The sequence below is a fragment of the Alicyclobacillus acidoterrestris genome, from assembly GCF_022674245.1.
Taxonomy (GTDB): domain Bacteria; phylum Bacillota; class Bacilli; order Alicyclobacillales; family Alicyclobacillaceae; genus Alicyclobacillus; species Alicyclobacillus acidoterrestris.
On the sequence record NZ_CP080467.1, the window covers coordinates 2,616,802 to 2,639,151 of the forward strand.

General features: G+C 54.0%; 25 protein-coding genes and 3 tRNA genes. 5 read left to right on the forward strand and 23 right to left on the reverse strand.

Annotation, left to right across the window (positions count from 1 at the left end):
* Window positions 1–32: 32 nt before the first annotated feature.
* From K1I37_RS12660 to gltX, 11 genes are all read right to left on the reverse strand, one after another.
* Window positions 33–647 (reverse strand): hypothetical protein, encoded by a 615-nt coding sequence (locus K1I37_RS12660; protein WP_021295747.1) that lies wholly within the window; start codon window positions 645–647, stop codon window positions 33–35.
* A gap of 86 nt (window positions 648–733) precedes the next feature.
* Complete coding sequence (gene sdhB / locus K1I37_RS12665) at window positions 734–1,510, reverse strand: succinate dehydrogenase iron-sulfur subunit (protein ID WP_021295748.1); 777 nt, start codon at window positions 1,508–1,510, stop codon at window positions 734–736.
* Window positions 1,507–3,219 carry a succinate dehydrogenase flavoprotein subunit gene (sdhA, locus tag K1I37_RS12670; RefSeq protein ID WP_236017782.1) on the reverse strand — a complete coding sequence of 571 codons (1,713 nt, stop codon included), beginning with the start codon at window positions 3,217–3,219 and terminating at the stop codon, window positions 1,507–1,509. Before sdhA ends, sdhB begins: the two co-directional genes overlap by 4 nt.
* 63 nt (window positions 3,220–3,282) lie before the next feature.
* Window positions 3,283–3,909, reverse strand: coding sequence for a succinate dehydrogenase cytochrome b558 subunit (locus K1I37_RS12675; RefSeq protein ID WP_021295750.1), 627 nt, complete (start codon window positions 3,907–3,909; stop codon window positions 3,283–3,285).
* A gap of 185 nt (window positions 3,910–4,094) precedes the next feature.
* Window positions 4,095–5,900: an excinuclease ABC subunit UvrC gene (gene uvrC / locus K1I37_RS12680; protein WP_021295751.1), complete on the reverse strand. Its 1,806-nt coding sequence runs from the start codon at window positions 5,898–5,900 to the stop codon at window positions 4,095–4,097.
* Between the two features lie 16 nt (window positions 5,901–5,916).
* Window positions 5,917–7,476 carry a hypothetical protein gene (locus tag K1I37_RS12685; protein ID WP_021295752.1) on the reverse strand — a complete coding sequence of 520 codons (1,560 nt, stop codon included), beginning with the start codon at window positions 7,474–7,476 and terminating at the stop codon, window positions 5,917–5,919.
* On the reverse strand, window positions 7,461–7,586 hold the full coding sequence (locus K1I37_RS21545; RefSeq protein ID WP_269078041.1) for a hypothetical protein: 126 nt from the start codon (window positions 7,584–7,586) through the stop codon (window positions 7,461–7,463). The genes K1I37_RS12685 and K1I37_RS21545 overlap by 16 nt, the downstream gene beginning before the upstream one ends.
* Before the next feature lie 40 nt (window positions 7,587–7,626).
* Window positions 7,627–7,702 (reverse strand) — tRNA-Lys (locus K1I37_RS12690).
* A gap of 9 nt (window positions 7,703–7,711) precedes the next feature.
* Window positions 7,712–7,786, reverse strand: a tRNA-Glu gene (locus K1I37_RS12695).
* Between the two features lie 3 nt (window positions 7,787–7,789).
* A tRNA-Gln gene (locus K1I37_RS12700) sits at window positions 7,790–7,863 on the reverse strand.
* Window positions 7,864–8,066: 203 nt separating this feature from the next.
* The gene (gltX, locus tag K1I37_RS12705) at window positions 8,067–9,566 is read right to left on the reverse strand and encodes a glutamate--tRNA ligase (protein WP_021295753.1); all 1,500 of its coding nucleotides are present in this window, start codon (window positions 9,564–9,566) and stop codon (window positions 8,067–8,069) included.
* Between the two features lie 66 nt (window positions 9,567–9,632).
* Between gltX and K1I37_RS12710 the strand changes: the two genes are divergently transcribed.
* Window positions 9,633–9,983: a hypothetical protein gene (locus tag K1I37_RS12710; RefSeq protein ID WP_021295754.1), complete on the forward strand. Its 351-nt coding sequence runs from the start codon at window positions 9,633–9,635 to the stop codon at window positions 9,981–9,983.
* A gap of 169 nt (window positions 9,984–10,152) precedes the next feature.
* Here K1I37_RS12710 and hisC read toward each other — a convergent pair whose 3' ends face one another.
* Window positions 10,153–11,256 (reverse strand): histidinol-phosphate transaminase, encoded by a 1,104-nt coding sequence (hisC, locus tag K1I37_RS12715; RefSeq protein WP_021295755.1) that lies wholly within the window; start codon window positions 11,254–11,256, stop codon window positions 10,153–10,155.
* 133 nt (window positions 11,257–11,389) lie between these two features.
* Here hisC and ilvA point away from each other — a divergent pair, with 133 nt between their 5' ends.
* Window positions 11,390–12,622: a threonine ammonia-lyase gene (gene ilvA, locus K1I37_RS12720; RefSeq protein WP_021295756.1), complete on the forward strand. Its 1,233-nt coding sequence runs from the start codon at window positions 11,390–11,392 to the stop codon at window positions 12,620–12,622.
* A gap of 104 nt (window positions 12,623–12,726) precedes the next feature.
* Here the strand turns inward: ilvA and K1I37_RS12725 are convergent, their stop codons facing one another.
* Both K1I37_RS12725 and cax read right to left on the reverse strand, forming a co-directional pair.
* Window positions 12,727–13,368 carry a DUF502 domain-containing protein gene (locus tag K1I37_RS12725; RefSeq protein ID WP_031218226.1) on the reverse strand — a complete coding sequence of 214 codons (642 nt, stop codon included), beginning with the start codon at window positions 13,366–13,368 and terminating at the stop codon, window positions 12,727–12,729.
* Window positions 13,369–13,388: 20 nt separating this feature from the next.
* A complete protein-coding gene (cax, locus tag K1I37_RS12730) occupies window positions 13,389–14,429 on the reverse strand; it encodes a calcium/proton exchanger (RefSeq protein WP_407653225.1) in 1,041 nt (346 codons plus the stop codon).
* A gap of 176 nt (window positions 14,430–14,605) precedes the next feature.
* Between cax and K1I37_RS12735 the strand changes: the two genes are divergently transcribed.
* Window positions 14,606–14,974, forward strand: a complete 369-nt coding sequence (locus tag K1I37_RS12735; RefSeq protein WP_021295759.1) for a hypothetical protein — start codon at window positions 14,606–14,608, stop codon at window positions 14,972–14,974.
* 71 nt (window positions 14,975–15,045) lie between these two features.
* Here the strand turns inward: K1I37_RS12735 and K1I37_RS12740 are convergent, their stop codons facing one another.
* Both K1I37_RS12740 and K1I37_RS12745 read right to left on the reverse strand, forming a co-directional pair.
* Window positions 15,046–15,270 (reverse strand): hypothetical protein, encoded by a 225-nt coding sequence (locus K1I37_RS12740; RefSeq protein WP_021295760.1) that lies wholly within the window; start codon window positions 15,268–15,270, stop codon window positions 15,046–15,048.
* 113 nt (window positions 15,271–15,383) lie between these two features.
* Window positions 15,384–16,325 carry a DUF72 domain-containing protein gene (locus tag K1I37_RS12745; protein WP_021295761.1) on the reverse strand — a complete coding sequence of 314 codons (942 nt, stop codon included), beginning with the start codon at window positions 16,323–16,325 and terminating at the stop codon, window positions 15,384–15,386.
* 84 nt (window positions 16,326–16,409) lie between these two features.
* Between K1I37_RS12745 and K1I37_RS12750 the strand changes: the two genes are divergently transcribed.
* Window positions 16,410–16,595, forward strand: coding sequence for a hypothetical protein (locus K1I37_RS12750; protein WP_021295762.1), 186 nt, complete (start codon window positions 16,410–16,412; stop codon window positions 16,593–16,595).
* Between the two features lie 165 nt (window positions 16,596–16,760).
* On the forward strand, window positions 16,761–17,768 hold the full coding sequence (locus K1I37_RS12755; protein ID WP_021295763.1) for an LCP family protein: 1,008 nt from the start codon (window positions 16,761–16,763) through the stop codon (window positions 17,766–17,768).
* A 63-nt stretch (window positions 17,769–17,831) separates the two neighbouring features.
* Here K1I37_RS12755 and K1I37_RS12760 read toward each other — a convergent pair whose 3' ends face one another.
* The 7 genes from K1I37_RS12760 to K1I37_RS12790 all read right to left on the reverse strand — a co-directional run bounded on the left by K1I37_RS12760 (window position 17,832) and on the right by K1I37_RS12790 (window position 22,283).
* Window positions 17,832–18,962, reverse strand: a complete 1,131-nt coding sequence (locus tag K1I37_RS12760) for a glycosyltransferase (RefSeq protein WP_021295764.1) — start codon at window positions 18,960–18,962, stop codon at window positions 17,832–17,834.
* A gap of 75 nt (window positions 18,963–19,037) precedes the next feature.
* Window positions 19,038–19,280: a hypothetical protein gene (locus tag K1I37_RS12765; RefSeq protein WP_021295765.1), complete on the reverse strand. Its 243-nt coding sequence runs from the start codon at window positions 19,278–19,280 to the stop codon at window positions 19,038–19,040.
* Between the two features lie 43 nt (window positions 19,281–19,323).
* The gene (locus K1I37_RS12770; protein WP_021295766.1) at window positions 19,324–19,863 is read right to left on the reverse strand and encodes a D-glycero-alpha-D-manno-heptose-1,7-bisphosphate 7-phosphatase; all 540 of its coding nucleotides are present in this window, start codon (window positions 19,861–19,863) and stop codon (window positions 19,324–19,326) included.
* Entirely contained in the window at window positions 19,860–20,720 is an 861-nt protein-coding gene (locus tag K1I37_RS12775) for an NAD(P)-dependent oxidoreductase (RefSeq protein ID WP_021295767.1), read from the reverse strand. The genes K1I37_RS12770 and K1I37_RS12775 overlap by 4 nt, the downstream gene beginning before the upstream one ends.
* A 12-nt stretch (window positions 20,721–20,732) precedes the next feature.
* The gene (locus K1I37_RS12780) at window positions 20,733–21,179 is read right to left on the reverse strand and encodes a MarR family winged helix-turn-helix transcriptional regulator (RefSeq protein WP_021295768.1); all 447 of its coding nucleotides are present in this window, start codon (window positions 21,177–21,179) and stop codon (window positions 20,733–20,735) included.
* Window positions 21,180–21,243: 64 nt separating this feature from the next.
* Window positions 21,244–21,924 carry a TVP38/TMEM64 family protein gene (locus tag K1I37_RS12785; protein WP_021295769.1) on the reverse strand — a complete coding sequence of 227 codons (681 nt, stop codon included), beginning with the start codon at window positions 21,922–21,924 and terminating at the stop codon, window positions 21,244–21,246.
* A 164-nt stretch (window positions 21,925–22,088) separates the two neighbouring features.
* Complete coding sequence (locus K1I37_RS12790) at window positions 22,089–22,283, reverse strand: hypothetical protein (protein WP_021295770.1); 195 nt, start codon at window positions 22,281–22,283, stop codon at window positions 22,089–22,091.
* Between the last annotated feature and the right edge of the window lie 67 nt (window positions 22,284–22,350).

Genomic DNA, 22,350 nt, shown 5'->3' on the forward strand with positions numbered 1-22,350 from the left:
TGCGCCAGCGGGGTGCACGCACTCGTCACACCTCACTGGCCAATATCTATCCCCAAATGCGCCAATTGCTGCTGCAAAAGTGACCGCTCATCAGGTGTCAACATACTCTGAACCCCCTGAATCACGTCTTTTACCAGAACGACATCATCGGGGCCGAACGCCTGCTTCCCTTGGAAGTGAGCCAACACCCACTGTTGATCCTCAGTTGACAGCTTCGTCCACAAAATTTGCTTCAACGTCTTTGCCGCATCTGTCGAGTCCTCTGTCTCAACAGCTTTCGCCATAGCGTCCCAATCCGCTTGTGTCAATTCGCCAGACAGCGACTTGGCGATGCTAATGAGGCGCTGATCATCCGAATACGACAGCGGTGCCGACGCGTCGGACGCGTCCGAATCATTCGCACTCGGCGCATGGTCGGAGGAAGCTGAGCTCGACTGAGCCATCGCCGTAACCCCGGATGTCTGCACGTCATTTGGACTTCCGTGTTGCATCATCCAGCCACCCACTCGCTTGGCCATTTGACTGACCTGACGAGTCATGAGATCCGGTTTTCCGCTTTCCGAATCATGAATGTATGAACCGACCACCAGCGTCGTCAGTCCGCCTATGGCGATAATCATTGCAGCTTCAAATTTTCGATTCCGCACGCATGGTCACATCCTCTCCGTCACAGTATGACCATGCGGCTGGAACCTAAAACCAAATGCGAGGCCCAGCGGGCCTCGTCATGATATTACTTGCGCAGCCAAGCACCTAGTGCGTGGTAGGTCACCTGGCGGTTCATCGCTGCGATAGACGTCGTGAGCGGAATTCCCTTCGGGCAAACCTGTACGCAGTTTTGCGCGTTGCCGCATTCTTGAATGCCGCCTTCGCCCATCAATGCTTCCAAGCGGTCTTCCTTGTTCATTGCACCCGTTGGATGCATGTTGAACAGGCGCGCTTGCGAAATAGCGAACGGTCCAATAAACGAACTTTTGTCGTTCACGTTCGGGCATGCCTCTACACAGGCACCGCAGGTGAAACAACGCGACAACTCATAAGCCGTCTGCTGGTCTCTCGCCGACATGCGCGGACCTGGTCCCAAGTCGTAGGTACCGTCAATCGGCACCCACGCCTTGACGCGCTTGAGCGCGTCGAACATCCGACTTCTATCTACCACTAAGTCGCGAACCACAGGAAATGTTCGCATAGGCCGAACGGTAATCGGTTGTTCCAACTTATCGACCAGCGTTGAACAAGCTTGACGAGGGCGCCCATTGATGACCATTGTGCAGGCGCCGCAAATCTCTTCCAGGCAGTTCATTTCCCAAGTGACCGGCGCAACCGGATTGCCGTCCTTGTCCTTCGGATTGCGCTGAATCTCCATCAAGCATGCGATGACGTTCATGCCTGGTTTGTAAGGAACGACGAACTCCTGCTTGTACGGTGCTGAGCTTGGGTCTTTTTGCCGCTCAATAATCAGATGGACGGTACGAGTTGCTGTTGCGACTGCTTCATTGCTGACGCTCACTCTTTCGTCTCCTCCTTACTCACGGCGTAGTTGCGAAGACGCGGCTTAATCAGCGACACATCGACATCCTCATATGAAAGCTTCGGACCATCTGGCGTGAATTCCGCAATCGTGGTCTTCAGGAAGTTTTCATCATCCCGCTCTGGGAATTCCGGCTTGTAGTGCGCACCGCGACTCTCGTTGCGGTTCAATGCGCCAAGCGTAATCACGCGGGCCATGTGCAACATGTTGCGCAAGTGGCGCGTAAACTGGGCCATTTGGTTCTCCCAGCGCGACGTGTCCGCCATGTGGATCCGCTTGAAGCGCTCTTGCAGTTCCTGAATCTTTTCGTCGGTCTTCTTGAGGCGCTCGTTGACGCGAACGACCGTGACGTTGTCGTTCATCCATTGACCCAGTTCGCGGTGCAATTGGTATGGATTCTCGTCGCCTTCCATCTTAAGAATGCTCTCAAAGTCGTCCTGATACTTCTTCGTGTACGATTCAAACAGTGACTCTGGGAGGCTGTCGACCGACTTCTTGATGTTCTTCGCGTAGCGAACTGCGTTCGGTCCGGCGACCATGCCGCCATAAATACACGACAACAACGAGTTGGCACCCAAGCGGTTTGCGCCGTGATATTGATACTCCGCCTCGCCTGCAGCGAACAATCCAGGGATATTTGTCATCTGGTCAATGTCGACCCAAAGACCGCCCATCGAATAGTGCACCGCCGGGAAGATGCGCATCGGCACTTTTCGTGGGTCGTCACCGACAAATTTCTCGTAGATGTCGAGGATGTTACCCAATTTCACATTGAGGACATTCGCAGGGATATGGGAGAGATCAAGATAGACTTGGTTTTGTCCATCGACACCAAGGCCCATCTCTACGCACACCTTGTGAATCGCGCGCGTCGCGACGTCACGCGGCACTAGGTTGCCGTATTCCGGATACATCTCTTCGAGGAAGTACCACGGCTTGCCATCCTTGTACGTCCAAATCCGTCCGCCTTCACCGCGCGCAGACTCCGACATCAAGCGCAACTTGTCGTCGCCAGGGATGGCCGTCGGGTGAACTTGAATCATCTCACCGTTGGCGTATTTGACACCCTGTTGATAGAGTTCTGAGCCAGCGGATCCGGTGTTAATCATCGAATTCGTGCTCTTACCGAAAATGAGACCGTTACCGCCTGTACACATGACGACGGCATCTGCTCGGAAATGCATAATTTCCATCGAGCGAAGGTCTTGTGCCACAATCCCTCGACAGATTTGCTCATCGTCAATCACGGCGCCGAGAAAATCCCAGCCCTCATACTTCTCGACAAGACCTGCTACTTCGTACCGGCGGACTTGCTCGTCCAACGCGTACAGCAACTGCTGACCTGTCGAGGCCCCGGCAAACGCTGTGCGGTGGTGCTTCGTGCCACCAAAGCGGCGGAAGTCGAGCAATCCTTCCGGCGTGCGGTTAAACATGACGCCCATGCGATCCATCAGGTGGATAATCGCCGGCGCGGCTTCACACATGCCAAGCACCTGACGTTGGTTGGCGAGAAAGTCTCCGCCGTAAATCGTGTCGTCAAAGTGTTCCCACGGCGAGTCGCCCTCACCCTTCGTGTTGACGGCACCATTGATTCCGCCCTGCGCACACACAGAGTGGGACCGCTTTACAGGAACCAGCGAAAACAGTTTCACCGGAACGCCTGCTTCAGCAATCTTAATCGTCGTCATGAGACCAGCCAATCCACCGCCTACGACGATAATCGTTTGTTCTGCCACGATGAAGTCCCCTCCTTACGCCGCGTGGGTAAACGCGATAAGCGATGCAACGCCCACCCCAGCCAACACGACGAAAATAATCATGGTCACCCAAGCGGTTACGCGCTGTGCACGCGCGCCAACTGTAATCCCCCAGTGGATACAGAATGACCACAATCCGTTCGCGAAGTGGTACGTCGCAGCGACGACGCCCACAACCATGAACCAAAAGTACGCCGGGTTGGACACTAGATTGTGCACCATGTCAAACGTCGGCGCGTTCCCAGAAAAGCGCGTAGTCCACAAGTGAAAAATAATGAACACAAAAGTAATGACCCCAGTGATTCGCTGCAGCACGAACATGATATTGCGCCCAAACGAATACTGACCTGCGTTGTAGCCGGATACGAAAGCTACATACAGTCCCCACACACCGTGATAGGTGATGGGCAAAAAGATGAAGACGAACTCGATAAAGTGCAACAACGGCAACGTCTGAATTGCGTCAACAGCCTCGTTGAACGCAGCAGGTCCGCGCAACACTGTGGAGTTCGTAAACAGGTGTTCCAATAGGAACAACCCTACTGGAATTACACCGGACAGCGTATGTAACCGGCGCCATAAGAACGTAAGGTTCTTCTTCTGGGCTTGTGCTACTGCCACAAGGTTGCCTCCCTTCCACCCCTAACCAGGAGAACATATGTAACGGCAGTCGCACGCGACTGCCAACCGGATAGGGTGCCTTCAATTCCACCTAAGATTGTAATGATTGAAATTCATAGGGTCAAGGAAGCAAAATGACTTCACATGCTTTTCTCGACAATTCCACTCGATTTGACCAATCGAAGTTAGCGCTTCTCCTGCGCAGTTTTCGCTGCTTGAAGATGGCTCTGAACGCGGTTTAGAATCTCGTGAGCCAGTTTGTCGCCAATGCCGATTCCTCGAAATGCATCGACATCTGCGGCCGCGATAGCATCCAGTGAGCCAAAGTGTTTCATGAGCGCCTTGCGCCGCTGTGGACCAATGCCCGGAATCTCATCCAGCACAGAGGAAAATCCAGTCTTCTTCCGCGTCTGGCGATGAAATGTGATAGCGAACCGGTGGACCTCTTCCTGCACCCGCTCTAGCAGGTAGAACGCCTGCGAATGCCGGTCAATGTGTACGGGCTGCTCCTCGTCCATAAACAGCAATTGGCTCGTCTTGTGGCGGTTGTCTTTCGCCAAGCCACATACCGGAATCTCTAACCCCAGTTCGTTTTCCAACACGTCGAGCGCCGCGTTGAGTTGACCTCGCCCCCCGTCAATCACAATCAAATCAGGCAAAGGTCTACCTTCTCGCAAGAGCCTTGAATAGCGCCGACGAATGACCTCACGCATGGAGGCGTAGTCATCCGGTCCATCCACGGTCTTGATCTTGAACTTGCGATACTCCGACTTCGCCGGCTTGCCGTCGATAAATACGACCATCGCAGCTACCGCGTCGGCCCCTTGAATATTCGAGTTGTCGAACGACTCAATCCGCCGCGGCGCGCCAATCGCGAGCACTTCGCCCAACTCGATGACAGCACCCAGCGTGCGGTCCATGTTGCGCTCCATCAATTGCAGCTTTTCGTCGAGCCCTTGGCGGGCGTTCTTCGTCGCCAAATTGACGAGATCTCGCTTTTGCCCACGCTTCGGTTCGAGGACCTTCGCGTCGAGTAACTCGACCAACGCCTCACTCGTGGTTCCCTCCGGCAGGAGCACCTCGCGCGGGATGTCCGCGCGCTCATGATAGAATTGCTCGACGAACGACATAAAGTCCTCCACCGCATCGCCAAAGTGCGGCATGATGCTGACAGAACGCTCGATTAACTTTCCGCCCCGCACAAAAAACACCTGAACACTCAGCAGCCCCTTATCCTCGGCAAAGCCGAAGACATCCCGGTCCACTTGGTCGGGCGTCGTGATTTTTTGCTCCTCCATCACCTGTTCGATGTGCCGGATTAAGTCGCGCAACTCGCCCGCTCGTTCAAAATTCAGCTCACCGGCGGCCTGCTCCATCTTTTGCTGCAAATCTTTGACCACATCCTGGTGACCGCCATGTAAGAAATCGGTGATCTCCTTGACCATCATTTGATACACGGGTGCATCCACCACGTACTCACAGGGCGCGAGACACTGGTTGATATGATAGTACAGGCACACCTGCTTTTTCAGCGTCTTGCACTTGCGCAAGGGATACAGCCTGTCGAGCAGACGTTTCGTGGCCTGGGCGGCAAATGCGCTCGGGTACGGGCCAAAATATTTCGCCCCATCCCGTTTGACGCGGCGAACAATCTGCAAGCGCGGATGCATTTCATTCGTGATTTTGATGTACGGGTACGTCTTGTCGTCCCGCAACATGATGTTATATGGCGGCGTATGCTGCTTAATCAAGTTGCACTCGAGCAACAGTGCTTCTGCCACGGTGTCCGTAACGATATATTCGAAGTCCCGGATATTCGAGACGAGGGCCTGTGTCTTTCTATCGTGCGATCCGGTGAAATACGAGCGCACCCGGTTCTTCAACACCTTCGCCTTCCCCACATAGAGGATCTCCCCGGACTGTCCTTTCATCAGATACACGCCCGGCTTGGCTGGAAGTAACGCGAGCTTGTCGGAAAGCGTCTGTTCCATCTTCAGCCCTCCTTCATTACTCCACTTGTGCGACCACAAGCGTGTCTTCGTCTTTGTCAGTCCCCTGTTGCAGCCAAATTAAATTGCCATCGTCCACAGCCAACTGGAGTACAGGTTGTTCGAGACTCTTTGTCGGGCTGCCATTTGACTTGTCTTCACTTAACTGCGCCATCGACACCTGATAGCCCTGATGGCTGTCCGACGCGTCCGGCGTCGTTTCGACCCACCAAGCGGTCCCGGAGCTTCCGACCACCGCCCAGTGCGCCTGTCCGTCCACGGGTGGTCCGTCGTAGTGATTCATAGTACCATCCCACGTCAGTTCGTACCACGTGTCCACATTGTCGGAACTCGTCTGTGTCTTCCCGGCAATCCCTTGGAAGATAATCCCTTGCTTCGTTACCACAGGGGTCTGCATCAAGCCGAACGAAGCCGGGATTTGATTGTCTTCCGTCCAAGCATGCGTCGGGTCGTCCCCTTTCAACGTATAAATCTGAATGGGTAGGCCCAGCGGCGCGCCCGACCCGTCATCCAGACCTGGCTGCACGACGATTTTCCCGTCGCCCACGGCGACCTCAAAACGATTTTCGACACCGTGTTGAGGCGCAAGTGTATCGACAAGGCTATATTTTCCGCTCTTCGTGCTGAGCGCGTAGATCTGCTGCACATTGGTGTCCGAAGATCCACCGTCACTCCAGGAAATCACGCCAACTATCCAGTTGCCCATCACTTCGATATGCCAATTCGAGATCTCCCAAGAATCATCAGATTCCTTCCCACTCGCCTGCAACGGCGGAACCAATTCGAACGTATACGTCGCATTGACGTTTTCCCCGAGCGTGACGCCTTTGGTGGAAAACGGCTGCTGACTGACCTCAATACGCGGCCAACTATCCGCCGAAAGCACAAGGGTGCCCTGATACAGCGCATTCCCATTCACCGCCAGGTGGTTGACGTCGAGATGTGTGGACGCATTCAACTTGTAGACGGCCACTGCCGACACCGGCAAATCGCCACCCAAGTGCGCGACCGCCTTTTCCGTGGCGTCTGCTTTTGCGCTCACAGGAGGTCGATTCTGAAAATGCCGGGCCCATTTATCAGACACGCCGTACCCAACGCCCGCAACCCCGACGACGACGGCCAAAACTGCCCCAACTTTGCTCCAAAGAGGGCCCCGGTGATGCCGCATCGCCTCGTCGCGTGCAATGTTGGCTCGCATCATTTGTACGCTGCGCTGGATGAGCGCTTGCGGAACACGCAGTGATTCTCCCTGCGCCACAGCTTCCTTCACTTCCGCGACTTGGGCATCCGCATCAACGAGTTGATCCCGCCAATCGGAATCGGAAGGCGCCTCACGCACCGCTTCGCGCAGAATCTCCATCATCCAGTCTTCCGATGGCTCCACGTGCGCCTCTGCCAACCGTTCGTTTGCCAAGATAAACGCATAGACAAACGCGTCCTCCGCCTGTTCGACGGTATCGCATTCCGCCACTAGGTAAGCCCAGGCAACGGCTGCGTATTCCTCAAGAAGTTTGTCAACCCACTGCCGTCGTTCGGCTCCTGTCATCCGCGTTCGCAAATGTCTGCCGCCCCCGTATCTCGTCCAAGTTCAAACTCTCTGTCCATGATACCAAACATCTCTGCGGGAACATCGATTTCCAGAAAAAACAAGTCATGTGACACAAACAAAAATCGCGACCCCTCTGGAGGAAGCCGCGATTTTGAAAGCTGGTGGGTCATGAAGGAATCGAACCTTCAACCTGCCGATTAAGAGTCGGATGCTCTGCCAATTGAGCTAATGACCCTCGTCCATTTGGTGACCCTAAGGGGATTCGAACCCCTATTACCGCCGTGAGAGGGCGGCGTCCTAACCATTAGACGATAGGGCCAAGTGGCTGCCGAACTAGGACTCGAACCTAGACTAACTGAGTCAGAGTCAGTCGTGCTACCATTACACCATTCGGCAATGACGTCGTTGACGGTATATAACTATACACAGGAACCACCGTCGTGTCAATATTGTTCGATCAATCTTTGATGATACCTCGAACCAAGCGCTCCTATCATCCGACGCATCGCATTCAACTCGCCGCGCGGCCATCACATATCCACCCAAGTGGCGCAAGTCGCCTACGAGCCTCTCCCCGCAGGCGACCCGTCCACCAATTGTCATTGCGTCAGGGTAACATTGCCCGTCTCAATGCGATTCGCGGCCATTTCGAGCCGCGACACACATTCGTCACGCCCGAGCAGGACCATGATGTCAAATAGACCCGGTCCCACTGTCACGCCGGTCAGCGCGAGGCGCGTCGGGTGAATCAACTTGCCGCCCTTGACGCCCATTTCCTCAATCAAGCTGCGAAATTCCCGCTCAACCACCGCTGTTGTAAACGGCGACACCTCCAACAGGCGCTTCGCGATGCGGCGCAGGCGGTCGGATACGTCGGGATCGGCAAATTGCTTTTTGACACCAGTCGGGTCATAGGCGTCCACCGGCTGAAAATAATAACGCAGGCCTTCGACCAGATCTGCCGCATTGCGGCTGCGCGACAAGACAAACTCAATGGCGGTGCGAAGCCAAGCCAAGCGCTCGCGGTTCGTCTCGTCAGGCGCCACCCAACCGCGCTCGACAAACCCGGCCCATTCTTGCTCGAGCACCAAATCCGGCGATTGCGCGCGGTAGTATTGCGCGTTCAGCCACTCCAATTTCTTCACGTCGTAGACCGCGGCGTGTTTGGCCACCTGGTCCAGGCGGAAGGATTCAATGGCCTGTTCGCGCGATAAAACCTCGTTGTCCTCCCCCGGTGAGAACCCGAGTAAAAGCAGGTAATTGATGAGCGCTTGCGGCAGAATGCCTTGTTCCCGATACTCTGATACGCTGGTCGCTCCGTGGCGTTTACTCAATTTACTCCTATCTGGCGCCAAAATCATCGGCACATGGGCAAACTGAGGAACTGCAAAGCCGAGCGCCTCAAACAGGACCACATGCCGAGGCGTGTTGGACAAGTGCTCCTCCGCCCGGACAATATGCGAAATCTCCATGAGGGCGTCATCGATACAAGACGCAAAGTGATAGGTCGGCGTTCCGTCGGCCTTCCAGATAATGAAATCGTCGATTTCGGCGTTCTGGAATACGACGTCCCCACGAATGATATCGTGTACGACGGTTTCCCCTTCTGGTTCGACGCGAAGGCGATACACATGCGATTCTCCAGCTGCCAGCCGCGAAGCGACTTCATCCGCGCTTAAGTGGCGGCACTTCCCAGAGTAGCGCGGCGCCCTGCCCTCTCGCTGTGCAAGTTCGCGCTCGCGTTGCAATTCCTCTGGTGTACAAAAGCAGGGATACACGCGATTTTGCTGCTTTAACTTCTCCAGTTGTTCCGTATAGATGGGCATCCGCTCCGATTGGCGGTATGGGCCATACGCACCGCCCACATCCGGTCCTTCGTCCCAGTCGAGGCCAAGCCACCGCAAACTGTCGAGAATTTGTTGGTACGACGCCTCTGTCGATCTCGCCCGGTCCGTATCGTCAATCCGCAGCACAAAGACGCCCTTGTGCTGCCTTGCGAACAACCAGTTAAAATAAGCGGTGCGCGCACCGCCGATATGTAATGCACCTGTCGGGCTCGGCGCAAAGCGAACCCTCACTTGCTTGTCCTCTTTGTCCATCGAACTGCCTCCTGTATCGGATACACTTTCCTTACAAAGGCACACTACCATTTGAGGTGAGTGCCCATGCATCATGATAAACCACAGACACAACCACAACAAAGCGACGTTGTGGAAAGTCCGAATTCCGGTTCCTACAACCCGGGCCCCATCAAGGATGGAGAAAACGACTTTCCAAACGCCGAGCTTTGGGAAGTCCAATCCCGCGACGACGATTTAGCCGTCGAGGAATTCGCAGAAGGGCCTTACGGGGCGGCGTTCAACGCGCCAAAGCTCGGCAAGGTATCCGACTGGAAACCCGGCCAAGCGGTCACAGGCCGCTTCCGCGACGCCAATATGATTCGCTCAGACAGACGTTCTGCCACCGAGGAGCAGGACTTTACAGGCAAACCTGGCACGCTGGACGGCGAAAACTGAACTGCGTTGGCAGCGTACAGACAACAACTAGATTCGTTGCCAGCAACCACCTCTTGTCTGCCAGCGGTCCACTAGGTAACATAATAGCGAAATCAGTCAATCTGATTGGCTAATGGCCCCCTAATCTGGTTGGTTTACCATAGGGGGCCGTAAAGGAAAACCAGTCTCCTCACGCACGCACCTGCTGATACGCGCGCAATGCGCCGATACATAACTCGTTTTCTTCATCGAGACCAAATGTGACACGAACGAACGATTCCAAACCCGGATACCCCGCGCGCACGAGTATTCCTTGTTTTTTCAGCCACTCGAACGCAGCGACGCCATCCCCCACCTCGACCAAGGTGAAATTCGCCTGTGACGGGATCACGCGCAGTCCATCGCGTGCCAACGCCGCATACTGTTCCCGGCTCTTCGCTGCAAGCGCTTGCGACTTCGCAATGTGCTCCACATCCTGCAACGCAGCCTGTGCACCCCGTTGGGCCACCCGATTGACGTTAAACGGCTCTCGCACACGGTGGACATACGCCCACACTTGTTCATTGCCAAGCGCATAACCGACGCGCAAACCGGCCAAGCCGTACAACTTGGAAAACGTGAACATGTAACATACATTCGGATACGTCAGGGCCGACTCTGTGACAAAAAACCGGTCAGGGTCAGTGGCGTAGTTGTCATAGGCGAGATCGACCACGACAAAGACGTCTTGCGGCAGGCGTTCCATTAACCACGTGAATTCGTCGCGTTTGAGCACTGTACCGGTGGGATTGTTCGGCGTGCACAGGTAAAGGAGTTTCGTCTTATCGTTCACCGCCCGCAGCAGCGCCTCGACATCATAGGAAAAGTCCGGTCGCAAGGGCACTTCGCGAATCTGCGCCCGCATCACCTCGGCCCCGAATCCATACTGCGAAAACGACGGAAACGGTACGACAATCTCGTCTCCAGCTTCGAGGAACGTCTCTGAAATCAGCTTGATAATATCGTCAGATCCGTTGCCGACAAAAACTTGTTCCATTTTCAGCCCATGATGCGCTGCGAGCGCCTCGCGAAGTAACTCACTGCCTCCGTCGGGGTATAAGTGGAGCTTTGGCAATTCGCGCTCAATCGCAGCAAGGGCCATTGGCGACGGGCCAAGTGCATTTTCATTGGAGTTCAGTTTAACTAGCCGGGCCAGTCCAAACTCTTTGCGCAATTGGTCTTCGCTAATACCTGGCTGGTATGGGTGGATGGCTCGCAAGTTGGAACGAACCCGCGCATCTGTATTGAAAATCACAAACACCTCCAGTACGATCATGAGCGGTGTCCAGGCACCGCTCTGCTAGAAGCATTTTAGCACGCCGATGGGATTGGCACTACCGCAGCCTTTCGCGATGACTGCACCCTGGGACACAAAGGAGGATTCCCGGTTGGAACATCAATCCAATTTACCACAGCTCACGCTCGACGATATCAAGAAGGCCCGCACGCGGATTGCCGGTGTCATCCAGCAAACTCCGCTCGATTACTCTGCGACCTTCACACAGCTGTCGGACAACGAGATTTATCTCAAACTCGAAAATCTGCAGAAAACGGGTTCCTTTAAACTCCGCGGCGCGTACAACAAAATCACGTCGCTGACGGAAGCCGAACGAAGCCGAGGTGTTATTGCCGCATCCGCAGGAAATCACGCACAAGGGGTGGCGTTGGCCGCTCGCGATCTCGGTGTCCCCTGCACGATTGTCATGCCGGAAGGGGCTAGCCTTGCGAAAATTGCGGCAACCCAGGCCTACGGCGCAAACGTCGTACTCCACGGCGCATCGTACGACGACGCCTACGCACACGCAGTGGCGCTGCGAGACGAACGAGGTTATACATATGTACACGCGTTTGACGACGAGGCCATTATTGCGGGTCAAGGGACGATGGGGCTCGAAATGTTGGAACAGTTGCCGGACGCAGACGCCATCGTGATTCCGATGGGCGGCGGCGGATTGGCCGCAGGCATCGCGTTAGCCGTCAAATCGCTGAAGAAAGATATCCGAGTGATTGGCGTTGAGGCCACCGCCGTCCCCTCTGTTCGCGAGTCGCTTGAACTCGGGCGGCCCACGACCGTGACCGCACAGGCGACGCTTGCCGACGGTATCGCCGTGCAGCGCCCCGGCGACCTATCATACGCCTTAATCAAACAATATGTGGACGACGTCGTGCTGGTCGAAGAAGAGGAAATCTCGCGGGCCATGGTACTCCTACTTGAACGCTGTAAAATCGTGGCCGAAGGTGCCGCCGCGACCAGTGTTGCCGCGGCCATCAACCGAAAAATTCCAAGTGGCCTTGGCAAAGTCATCTGCGTGTTATCGGGTGGCAACGTGGACGTCACCGTACTGTCGCGGATTATTGAGCACGGACTCATTGAGTCTGGACGTTTTCTCAGATTGGCTGTCACGCTTTTGGACAGACCAGGGGCACTCAAAGATTTGTTGGACGTTCTAGCGGCACTGCGGGCCAATGTCCTCTCCATCCGCCATCACAGGGTCGGCACACACATTCACCTCGGCCAAACCGAAGTGGAGCTCGACCTCGAAACCCGCGATAAAAAGCACATCGAAACTTTGTGTACCGCCTTGCGCGAACGTGGGTACACGCCAGTTCTGCGAGACTGACGTAGCAGAGCATTTTCGCACAATCGTCAAATGGCCGCTCGCGCATCGTTATGCGCTAGCGGCCAAATGAACCCGAGTCTTATCAAGAATGACCTTATTCCCTCTTACATGCCCAACGGTTGATGATTTCCAGTTGGCAACTCAGTCTCTGTGTCCTCTTTCTTCACAGATTCCACCGAATGGCCCAACCCAGCCGACAACGAAAATTTAAACGCCTGCTCCACCGTCAATCCACAAGGTTTCACTTTATCGCGCGAGACAATGACCGTGGCGCCAGCAAACTGAAAGGCGTTGGGCAGGTACACAGACACCTTTGTGCCATCGGGATCCATCTCAACTGGTAGCGTCTCATTGGTGATAAAACCAAGCACCTGCGCGCGTTCATCCGGCCAGTCGACGAGAACCGGTTGTTGAAACGCGCCTTTGCGCCCAAACGTGTTTTGCACGAGTTCCTTGGCCGTCGAATAAAGTGACTTAATCACAGGAATTCGCGTAAATAAAGCGTCTAGCCAAGAGAAGAATACGCGGCTAATGTAAATGCGGGACAACAATCCAATGACCGTAATGGCCGCTAAGATGAGCACGAAGCCCGTCCCGGGAATATGAAACCCTGGGTACGGAATGTATTGCCCCACCAATCCATCCACGTAGTTGACCACGACGACGACAACCCAGATAGCAAAGACGAACGGTAGCACTGTCGCCAAGCCAATCCCAAAGTGTTTCGCAATTGCCCGGATAAACATTTTCACCGCAAACACTCCACTCAGGCAGTATGTAACGTGTAGAAACCAACAGCGAGAACGAGATACGCACCAACCGCCATGGCACCTTCCAGCCAGTTGGACTCACCATCGAGCATCAAAATGACCACCAACAAGACAGCTGCAATCATGCTGATGAGCTCTGGCCAAGAAAATACGAGTTCAAACGGATTACCCATCATCAGACTGACAAAAAACAACACCGGTGCGATGAACATCGCCACCTGAAGTGTACTGCCGACTGCAATCTCCAGCGAGAGATCCATTCGGTTCTTCCAGGCCATCCACACAGCCGACGCGTGTTCGGCCGCGTTGCCAATAATCGCGACGACAACCACCCCGATAAAGACTTCACTCCACCCTAATCCTGCAGCAATCGACTTGACGTTTTCCACCAGCCAATCGCTCTCAATGCTAACCAGGACAGTAGAAATCAGCAAAACAATCACCGCAGGCCAAAGTCGGTACTTGACCTCTTCGTGGCCCGCCCCCTCTGTTTCAGCTGCCTCATCTTCTATGTACGCAGACACCTCACGGTGCGTGAACAGGCTAAAGAAGAGACCGAGAATGTAAATCACGAGTGAGACCGCCGCCACGCCGAACGACAGTGCATAGTTCTGTTCATGAGGCGCCAACGCAAAAATGCTCGGTACGACAAACGCAATACCGACGCCTAACATCAACATGGACGCGTTGCTGCGCGCCACGCGCAAATTAAAGTATTGAATCGGATGGCGAATGCCGCCAACAAAAAAACTCAACCCGAGCACGAACAACAGGTTGCCAATGATGGAACCTGTAATGGAGGCTTTGACGAGCGAGAAGAGCCCCTGCTCTAACGAAAATATGCCGATAATCAACTCCACAGCATTTCCGAAAGTAGCGGACAGCAATCCGCCCAAACGCGGTCCAGCGTGTGCGGCAATCGACTCTGTCGCCTGCCCCATCATGGCCGCCAACGGAATAATCGCCACTGCGGAAGCAAAAAATTGCAGCGTCTCGCTTCCATGTGTAAAGCGAATCACCGCACTGATGACAATCATCACGACGGCCAAAATACTCATCCAACGACTCAACGAAACGTTCACCCTTTTCGACAGAATAGTGGGCCTTGGTTATGGTTACTTTTGGAAATTTCGGCCGAAGCACCCGGACATGTTTCCCTGAACTATGTTACAATCATCAACATAACTTCTTTTGGTGTAAAGGTGGCGAATTCATGTATCACTTTCCCAAAGTGAAGATGTTGCGTGGTGAGTTGAAACGCAGTGAAGTCCGCAACAGTGTTAAATATCAACTTACCACAAAGGAATTTATACAACAGCGTGGTCAAACCACATTCCGCATCGCACTGGACAACATTATTGGGTTCGTCGAATGCGATGATCTAGAGTTTTCCCAGCATGTCAATCGCCTTTCAAGCGGGCGTTCAGACGCCGGGCGTGCGTATAAAATTGTGACAAGCGTCCTCCACCTAGTGTCGCCGTCGGGCGTGGTGGAGCGAGGGCAAGTCTCCTTTTATACTCGCTTGTCTAGGCCTTTTGCACAGCTTCTCGAGGATTACCTGCAATCATCTTCACAAATCTAAGCTCCACACTACTGTCACAGCCAAGCGCTGGGGCGCATAAATGAAACCGGGCGCATCAACGCGCCCGTCTCTCAATAATTCCGCCAATCGTCCGGCTCGTCGGCCTCGTGATGCCGCCGTCGCCGAACCATCCGAATGATATACCGTATTAGCAACACGATGGCGCATACAACGATGATTGCGTACGCAATCCACATCGCCCACTCCAAGTGGAAACGGTGTTTTATCCAAGCAGCAATCTCGTACGCAGCAATCGCTACCGCTGCGAACATCCAATCCGGAAAGCCGTAATTCATCCTTGTCCTCCAGTGTCTTTGCTCACGCCCACTATACAACCATACCACAATTGCGAATGAAAACGGGATGTCGCACAAAGACCTTGCATCCGTAACAGGTCTCAGGACACCCACTAAAGGAGCCGAAGCTGCTCCGAAGTGTCGAGCGTTGGCCGAGGTTTATCTGCGAGATGCAGCAGCTCCAACCAATCAAAGGTGTTCCACACAGCATCGTTATTCGAATTGTTATTCATGAGAATATGAAACTCGTCCACAGACTCCGTGAGTGGGGCGAGCACCGGCCACAACGCCTCGAGTTCAAGCTTTGTATAACGGTAGTCAAACCGCTCCTTTGAACTCTTTAACCCCGGTTTATCCCACATTTCACGATTGCGGCCATGCATCCTCAGCAGACCGAATGCCCGATTCGTCAACGCAGGCACAAGTGGAACGCTGCCAACCCCAGCATCCGGTTCGTCACAAATGACGTGAACCGCCCCCAATCGCCGAAGCCACGCCAAAGTCGATTCACTGCGTTCAGGAGTGGCAAACCAACTGCGTTCGCGGAACTCAATGGCCACCGTGACACCATAGCCTTGACACATGTCCACAATTCGCTCGACAGTCGCGACATGGATTCTGGATGCGCCAAACCACGGTGGAAACTGGAGCAGAACACATCCGAGTTGACCCCGCGCATGCACGGGTGCAAGGCTGTCCATAAACTCGCGCACCAGTACCCGCCGCGCGTCCCTGTCTAACGAACGGTCATGCAGCGTCATCGCCTTGTGAGCCTTGACGTGAAACAGAAAATTATCGGGTACGAGCGTAAGCCATTTCTCCCATGTGCCCGCACGCAACAACCCGTAGAACGTGCTGTCGATTTCGACTACTGAAAAATACCGCGCGTAGTACCGAAGCCGTTCCCGGGGTGAAATGCTCCGCGGATAAAACGAGTCGTGATCTTGAAAAGCGCAAGTCCCTGCGCGAATCACCAGCACGCCTCCAATCCCTTTGAAAAGCGGCGCAATGCACAACGTCTTTGACCCTTTCACCGCGCCACACTTATAATACATGTTGTATGCGCCACTTGTTGAGCCACAGCAAGCCGCACGTCACTGTTATCATTGTAAACCTTACATATTGGAGATGAGTCACAGATGGCCAGCAGTCAACACGCAATTCACTGTCCAAAGTGCAATAGTACCTCATTCCGGGAAGAGCGCATCGTCCAACTCGATTCAAGCGTCGTCATTCGCGACGGGTTGCCGGTTCAGGCGCGAACGCTCGCCGAATCATACCGCTATATTTGTATCCAGTGCAACGAAATCCTCACCCATAACTAATCCAACCTAAAGTCGTTCACGCAATGACAGGGAGCCAGCGTTCGTCCACGACGGCGTATCCGTCTGGCTCCCTCGTTCTATGCGAAAGTGCATCACAACCCGAATAACCTGCACCATCTTCTGAGACAATACGCATGATCACAAGGAGATGGGAGTGGGCCCCAAATGTCTGAACGCCGTGATCGGAAATTTACTTTCTCGCGGATGATTCGTTTACTTGCAACGATGGCGCTATTTATAACCGTCGTCGGCGGATGCACGCTTGCTACCGCACGCGTCCTCTTCCCACATCGCGTTCATGCGGCGCTGCCTCCGATTCGATTGTCACATGCACCGCAACCTGACCGAAAGACCATTCTCCTTATTGGAACGGATGCCCGGGAAGATGATCTCAACGGCAATTCTGACGTACTTTGTGTCGCCAGCCTCGACGACGCACACCACCGAATTGAATTATTATCGATTCCTCGCGATACCCAAGTGGCCTTTCCGGATGGGCGATACCGGAAAGTAAATGACGCATTGGCCATCGGGGGTCCAGAGATGACCGTTCAGATTGTCGAAAATTTAATTGGTCTGCCGATAGATCACTATGCACTCACCCGGTTTGATGGACTAGTCAACATGATTAACCGCATCGGCGGCGTGGAAATAAACGTCCCCAAGCGCATGTACTACAAGACGGGTGACGCGGTCCATGGCATTATCAATCTTCAACCCGGACGACAAACGCTGACCGGGGAACAGGCTCTGGCGTTCGTCCGCTACCGACACGACGCACTCGGCGATATCGGGCGGACCGAGCGGCAACAGGCGTTTTTAGTGGCACTAAAGAGTCGTCTGTTACAGCCACAGACAATCCCCAAACTCCCAAGTATCCTCATGGATGCCGTGCACAGCGTCGACACGGATATGACGCTCGTCGATTTGAGTAAATTAGCAGCAAACGCGCATAAATACGCCGAGTATCGCACGATTGAACAGACATTGCCCGGATCTTTTCACGATCCGGCAGGCGGAACCGGCGATTTGAGCTATTGGGTGGTCAACCCACATCAGGCGCGATACGTCGCAAAGCAGTTTTTTGAAGACGGTATTGTGCAGGAGAATCCAGTACAAGATCCGGCGACGACACAGTGCTGGCATCCACCTGGCACACAACAGACGTCGTAAACGGCAAACGCCTCCGCCGAAGGAAATTCCCTTGGCGGAGGCGTTTTATCTGAATCTATACAGTCAGACGGACCGAATCCGTCCTTCTTCCCGCGTGACCACGACTTCCTCACGAACCTTCTCTTGTGTGTCTTTCCATGTCAATCGATTGTTCATCATGTACGACCAGACCGTCGATACGAGAATTCCGATGACCTGTCCAATCGGGACAGCGACTCCCACCGCTCGAAAGCCGTCCATGACGAGCGTCGTCAGAGCGATACCCACGAGTGAAATGCCGATAAACAACGGCAGTTTGATATTCCATTTACGCTGCCCAGACGCCCGCCAGGTAATTTGGTCATTCCAAATATAATTGCTCAACATGGCCACCAACGAGGCAATAATGGACGCCGACGTATCTGGAACTCGCAGTGCGTACTTCAATATCGACAGCACCACCAAGTTGACGACAACGCCACTGGCACCAATCGCACAGAACAAAAAGAACCGCCTATCCGCCGGGCTTTGAGAAACAAGCCGAAATAAATGACGGAAATAGTTCCACTGTTCCCGCATGCTCATTTTCGACTCGCCGGCATCGCGAGCCAAAAATTCATAAGGAATCTCATGAACCGTTTTATAGCGGCCCTTCACCAGCACCTCAATTAAGATTTTCCACCCAATTGGATCTAACTGAGCACCATCGACCACATTGCGATTCACGCCAAAATAGCCGCTTGTACAATCAGATATTTTGCGTAATCGCCGCAGCGCGAGTTGACCGATGACCCTCGCTACCCATGACACGAGTTTGCGCAATGGCCCGAGGCCACCATCTGAACCGCCACTGACAAAACGGCTCGGGATGACGATGTCACTGCCCGCCGCGAGGTTCCGATAAATTTCTGGTAGGAGCTCGGGCGGATGTTGCAAGTCGGCATCCATCACAATCAGATACTCGCCACGAGCCCGCGCAAACCCTGCGACAACTGCGCTCGCCAGTCCCCGCTCGCTGTCCCGATGGTAAACGTGAACCTGCTTGTCCACCGCTTCCATCTCGGAGAGGACATCGACGGTATCATCCGTACTATCGTCCACGAACCAGATCTCATAGCGGATTGGCTCATCTCGTAATGCTGTATGAATTCGCTCAACTATCGGCACAATATTGTCCCGTTCGTTGAACGACGGAATGATGATACTCAGGTCCAATGAGACATCTCCTTTAGTACGTGACCGCGGTAACAACACACAAAAGAGAGGCGCGACAGCCTCTCTCAACGGACCTCATGGCCACCAATAGCCCATGTAGGGTGCTGTAGGGTCCATTAACCCGTTCACTGCGCTCGCCGGATAATACGGCGCCAACACTGGATATCCAGTTGTCAACCACTGTAGCGCGGAGACGGGGACAGACGCCCGCATCCACCAGGATAACACATTTTGGTCCGGTAGGGTGGTCCAAAGCGCATCGTCCAGTTCTTCGTACCAACCGTACAGTGCGTCATCGAAGTTGGTCACAGGCAACATACAAGCAGCGCCTCCTAACCCATGTTGGGCTTTGCGCTACATCTTATGAAAGCTGTGTCTGTCCTGCGTCGCGCAGTATCCAATCCACCGCCGCTGCAATGTCTGCGACGTGGGCATTGGGAACCACCCGGCTTGGCAGCGTTCCACCGCCAACGAAAATGGTTTTACACCCGGCTGCCTGACCTGCTAAGATGTCGACGTCTCGGTCTCCAACCATGTAAGAACGCGCTAAATCTAATTCATGGCGCTTGGCCAACAATTCAATCATGCCCGGCTTTGGCTTTCGACAATCACAACCCTCTTTGGGCGCGTGAGGGCAGTACATGATGTCATCGAGATACGCGCCCTCTTCGGCCAATAACGTGGTCATCTTCTCGTGAATCGCCTGCAACGAAAGCTGCGACAAGTAGCCAAGTCCAACGCCACCTTGATTGGTCACGACGCCGACAAACAGATTCGCCTGATTCAGTGCTGCAATTGCCTTTGGTGCTTGTGGAAACAGATAAAAATCGTCCGGACCATTGATATAGTGGCGGTGGTCGTTAATGACCCCATCCCTATCTAAAAAAACACCCGGCTTCATGCCTGTTTTTGTCCTCGCAGGTGCTTGAGCACAGCAATCATATCCTCATCGCCGTACCCGTCAGCCACCGCTTTTTGAAATGTGTCCAGCGTCGTATGTACCGCAGGCATGGCGGCGCCCACTTGCGTCGCCTGGCGAATCGCAAGACCCAAATCCTTCGTCAAATGACGCAGTGCAAATTGCGCGCCGTATTCTTCATTGAGCAGCATGTCTCGCTTGCCCGCTATCATCGGCGACCAGACCGCACTATTTTCAAGAACACTTAGCATCAATTCGGCGGATAAGCCATTTTCCCTGCCGAACGTAAGACATTCTCCCAGCGCCTCAACCGCCATTCCCAAATACGCGTTCACGAGTAGCTTCATCGCCGCGCCCTTGCCGCATGGTCCAATGTGGAACGCGGCCTTGGAAATTGCGTCGAAGATGGGCTTCATCTGCTCGAAGTCCGTCGCTTCCCCACCAGCGACTACGGTGAGCGCCGCATTTTCTGCGGGCTTCACAGAGCCGAGTACCGGCGCATCCATAAACCGCAAACCGCGCCCTTGCAACGTCTGCGCCAATTTCACCGTCTCGTCGACGCCGATGGTACTCATGTTGAGCACGAGTGTGTTCTCCGACATCGCCGCAGCGGCCCCATGCTCGAACAAGATATCCTCGATTGCGGCGATGTCGGAGACCATCAACACCACCACGTCTTTGCCTTGCACCGCCTCAGTCAGCGAATGCACCGTACGCGCACCGGCCAGTTCCGTTTCCTTGGGCGAACGATTGTAGGCGCATACGTCAACGCCTGCACGCGCGAGATTGCGAACCATCGGCACACCCATGTTTCCTAATCCAATCCAGCCTACCTTCATCGAAATACCCCCTTATTCTTCAGATTCTGATTCCAGGACTTCGACAAGCCGTTCCAATAACCGTGTCAGCGCCGCCGCGTCCTCCCGCCCCATCTTGTCCAACAATTGACTGAGGCGGACTGCTCGGCGCGCCAATAGTTCCTTGATGCGCGCCTCGCCACTTTCCGTCAACCTCACGAAGACGACCCGCCTGTCTTCGTTAGATCTTGTTCGTTCCACATAGCCTAAACGCACCAACTCGTCGCAGACTTGCGTAATTGCGCCAGGACTGAGGCCGGCAATTTTTGCAATATCAGACGACTTGGCATTCTCATTTAAAGACAAATACCGCAGGACAAATAATTGGGTGGTGGTTAACCCAGTTGCTTCGACCTCTCGACGAGTTTTCATCGAACGGGACAACCGCTCGAGAATACTATCCAATTTCCGTACCTGGTCGAGGTTTTCGTGCTCTCCCAACTGCATCACCTCGGGGTTTCTACTATATTGTAGCCATCACGTTTTTACGACACCAGACTGTATTTTACATATACCATCTGAAAAATCTTCGGTGCAGGTCTGCGTGGTGATGGCTGCGCCGCCGCACGAGAAACCCAGCCAATCCGACAATTGACAATGGGATAATACCAATTAAAATATAAATCCAGTTCCCAAAAACTCCTTGGAAAACCAGCGCAACACCCAAGTAGTATGGGAAAATAGCGACGACTGCGGTCCACAGGTAACTCCATAAACTGATGGCCGGTACCATTCCAGCGACATAATTGACGACGAATGCAGGAACGGGTAGCATGCGGGCTATCAATAAACCTAGACTCCCCCAATCCTTCACCCAACGATTCACTTGTTCAAACCGTTCGTGCGCCGAAGCCCGCGACAACCACACCTTCGTAAAGTGACGGGCAATAAAAAAGATGACCAACGCACTGAGCGTAGAGCCTAAATACGCATACACCGTACCCCATCCGACGCCATATACACGCAGGAAAATAACCAACAGGCCCTCCGATGGAATCGGTGTCAAGCACCACAATAACATCAGGATAATCGCCACAATGATGCCAATGGCTCCCCACGACCGAATCAATTGCGAAACCCGGTGGTGTCGGTCCAAATATAATAGTACGCCAATAATGACGACGCCGGCACCTATCATTGACATGATACGCCAGTCCGCCAAAAACTGTCTGATTTGAGAAGTCATGGTGAAGTCTCCTCGCTCTATCGCACTCTAGCATATTCACACTAGCAGACTGACGCGAAAGCTTCAAATTCCGTCGGCTTCTGGCGATACATGTCGAAATTCAACGAGAGCTGCAAGTATTCGAATGAGGTCAAAAATGGCGGATGCAGTGCATCCGCCGTGCTTCAGTCGATTGGCGTCCTCCGCTTTGGTGCTGTTTCAAGGCGCGCACCATCTTCTGGATTCGGTTTGCGGGAGGTGTTCTCGACGGTCGCTTGAACATCAAACTTCCGCACGTTTTCATCCGCCCATTCGTCCAACTGCGTCACATCGAACTTCCGCAACGGGTGACCCGGCTTGCGATGCGTCTGTTCCTGCACATCCATCCCCCCATTTCCGTATATGTAACATCCCCCGCACGCACCACGGCTATGTGTCGGATTGGGT

Bases quoted from the DNA above. Each gene is read 5' to 3' on its own strand.
- sdhA (WP_236017782.1), bottom strand. From the start codon at position 3,219: ATGACGACGATTAAGATTGCTGAAGCAGGCGTTCCGGTGAAACTGTTT.
- uvrC (WP_021295751.1), bottom strand. From the start codon at position 5,900: ATGGAACAGACGCTTTCCGACAAGCTCGCGTTACTTCCAGCCAAGCCG.
- gltX (WP_021295753.1), bottom strand. From the start codon at position 9,566: ATGGACAAAGAGGACAAGCAAGTGAGGGTTCGCTTTGCGCCGAGCCCG.
- K1I37_RS12710 (WP_021295754.1), top strand. From the start codon at position 9,633: ATGCATCATGATAAACCACAGACACAACCACAACAAAGCGACGTTGTG.
- K1I37_RS12725 (WP_031218226.1), bottom strand. From the start codon at position 13,368: ATGTTTATCCGGGCAATTGCGAAACACTTTGGGATTGGCTTGGCGACA.
- cax (WP_407653225.1), bottom strand. From the start codon at position 14,429: ATGATTGTCATCAGTGCGGTGATTCGCTTTACACATGGAAGCGAGACG.
- K1I37_RS12735 (WP_021295759.1), top strand. From the start codon at position 14,606: ATGTATCACTTTCCCAAAGTGAAGATGTTGCGTGGTGAGTTGAAACGC.
- K1I37_RS12740 (WP_021295760.1), bottom strand. From the start codon at position 15,270: ATGAATTACGGCTTTCCGGATTGGATGTTCGCAGCGGTAGCGATTGCT.
- K1I37_RS12745 (WP_021295761.1), bottom strand. From the start codon at position 16,325: ATGTATTATAAGTGTGGCGCGGTGAAAGGGTCAAAGACGTTGTGCATT.
- K1I37_RS12750 (WP_021295762.1), top strand. From the start codon at position 16,410: ATGGCCAGCAGTCAACACGCAATTCACTGTCCAAAGTGCAATAGTACC.
- K1I37_RS12755 (WP_021295763.1), top strand. From the start codon at position 16,761: ATGTCTGAACGCCGTGATCGGAAATTTACTTTCTCGCGGATGATTCGT.
- K1I37_RS12765 (WP_021295765.1), bottom strand. From the start codon at position 19,280: ATGTTGCCTGTGACCAACTTCGATGACGCACTGTACGGTTGGTACGAA.
- K1I37_RS12770 (WP_021295766.1), bottom strand. From the start codon at position 19,863: ATGAAGCCGGGTGTTTTTTTAGATAGGGATGGGGTCATTAACGACCAC.
- K1I37_RS12775 (WP_021295767.1), bottom strand. From the start codon at position 20,720: ATGAAGGTAGGCTGGATTGGATTAGGAAACATGGGTGTGCCGATGGTT.
- K1I37_RS12785 (WP_021295769.1), bottom strand. From the start codon at position 21,924: ATGACTTCTCAAATCAGACAGTTTTTGGCGGACTGGCGTATCATGTCA.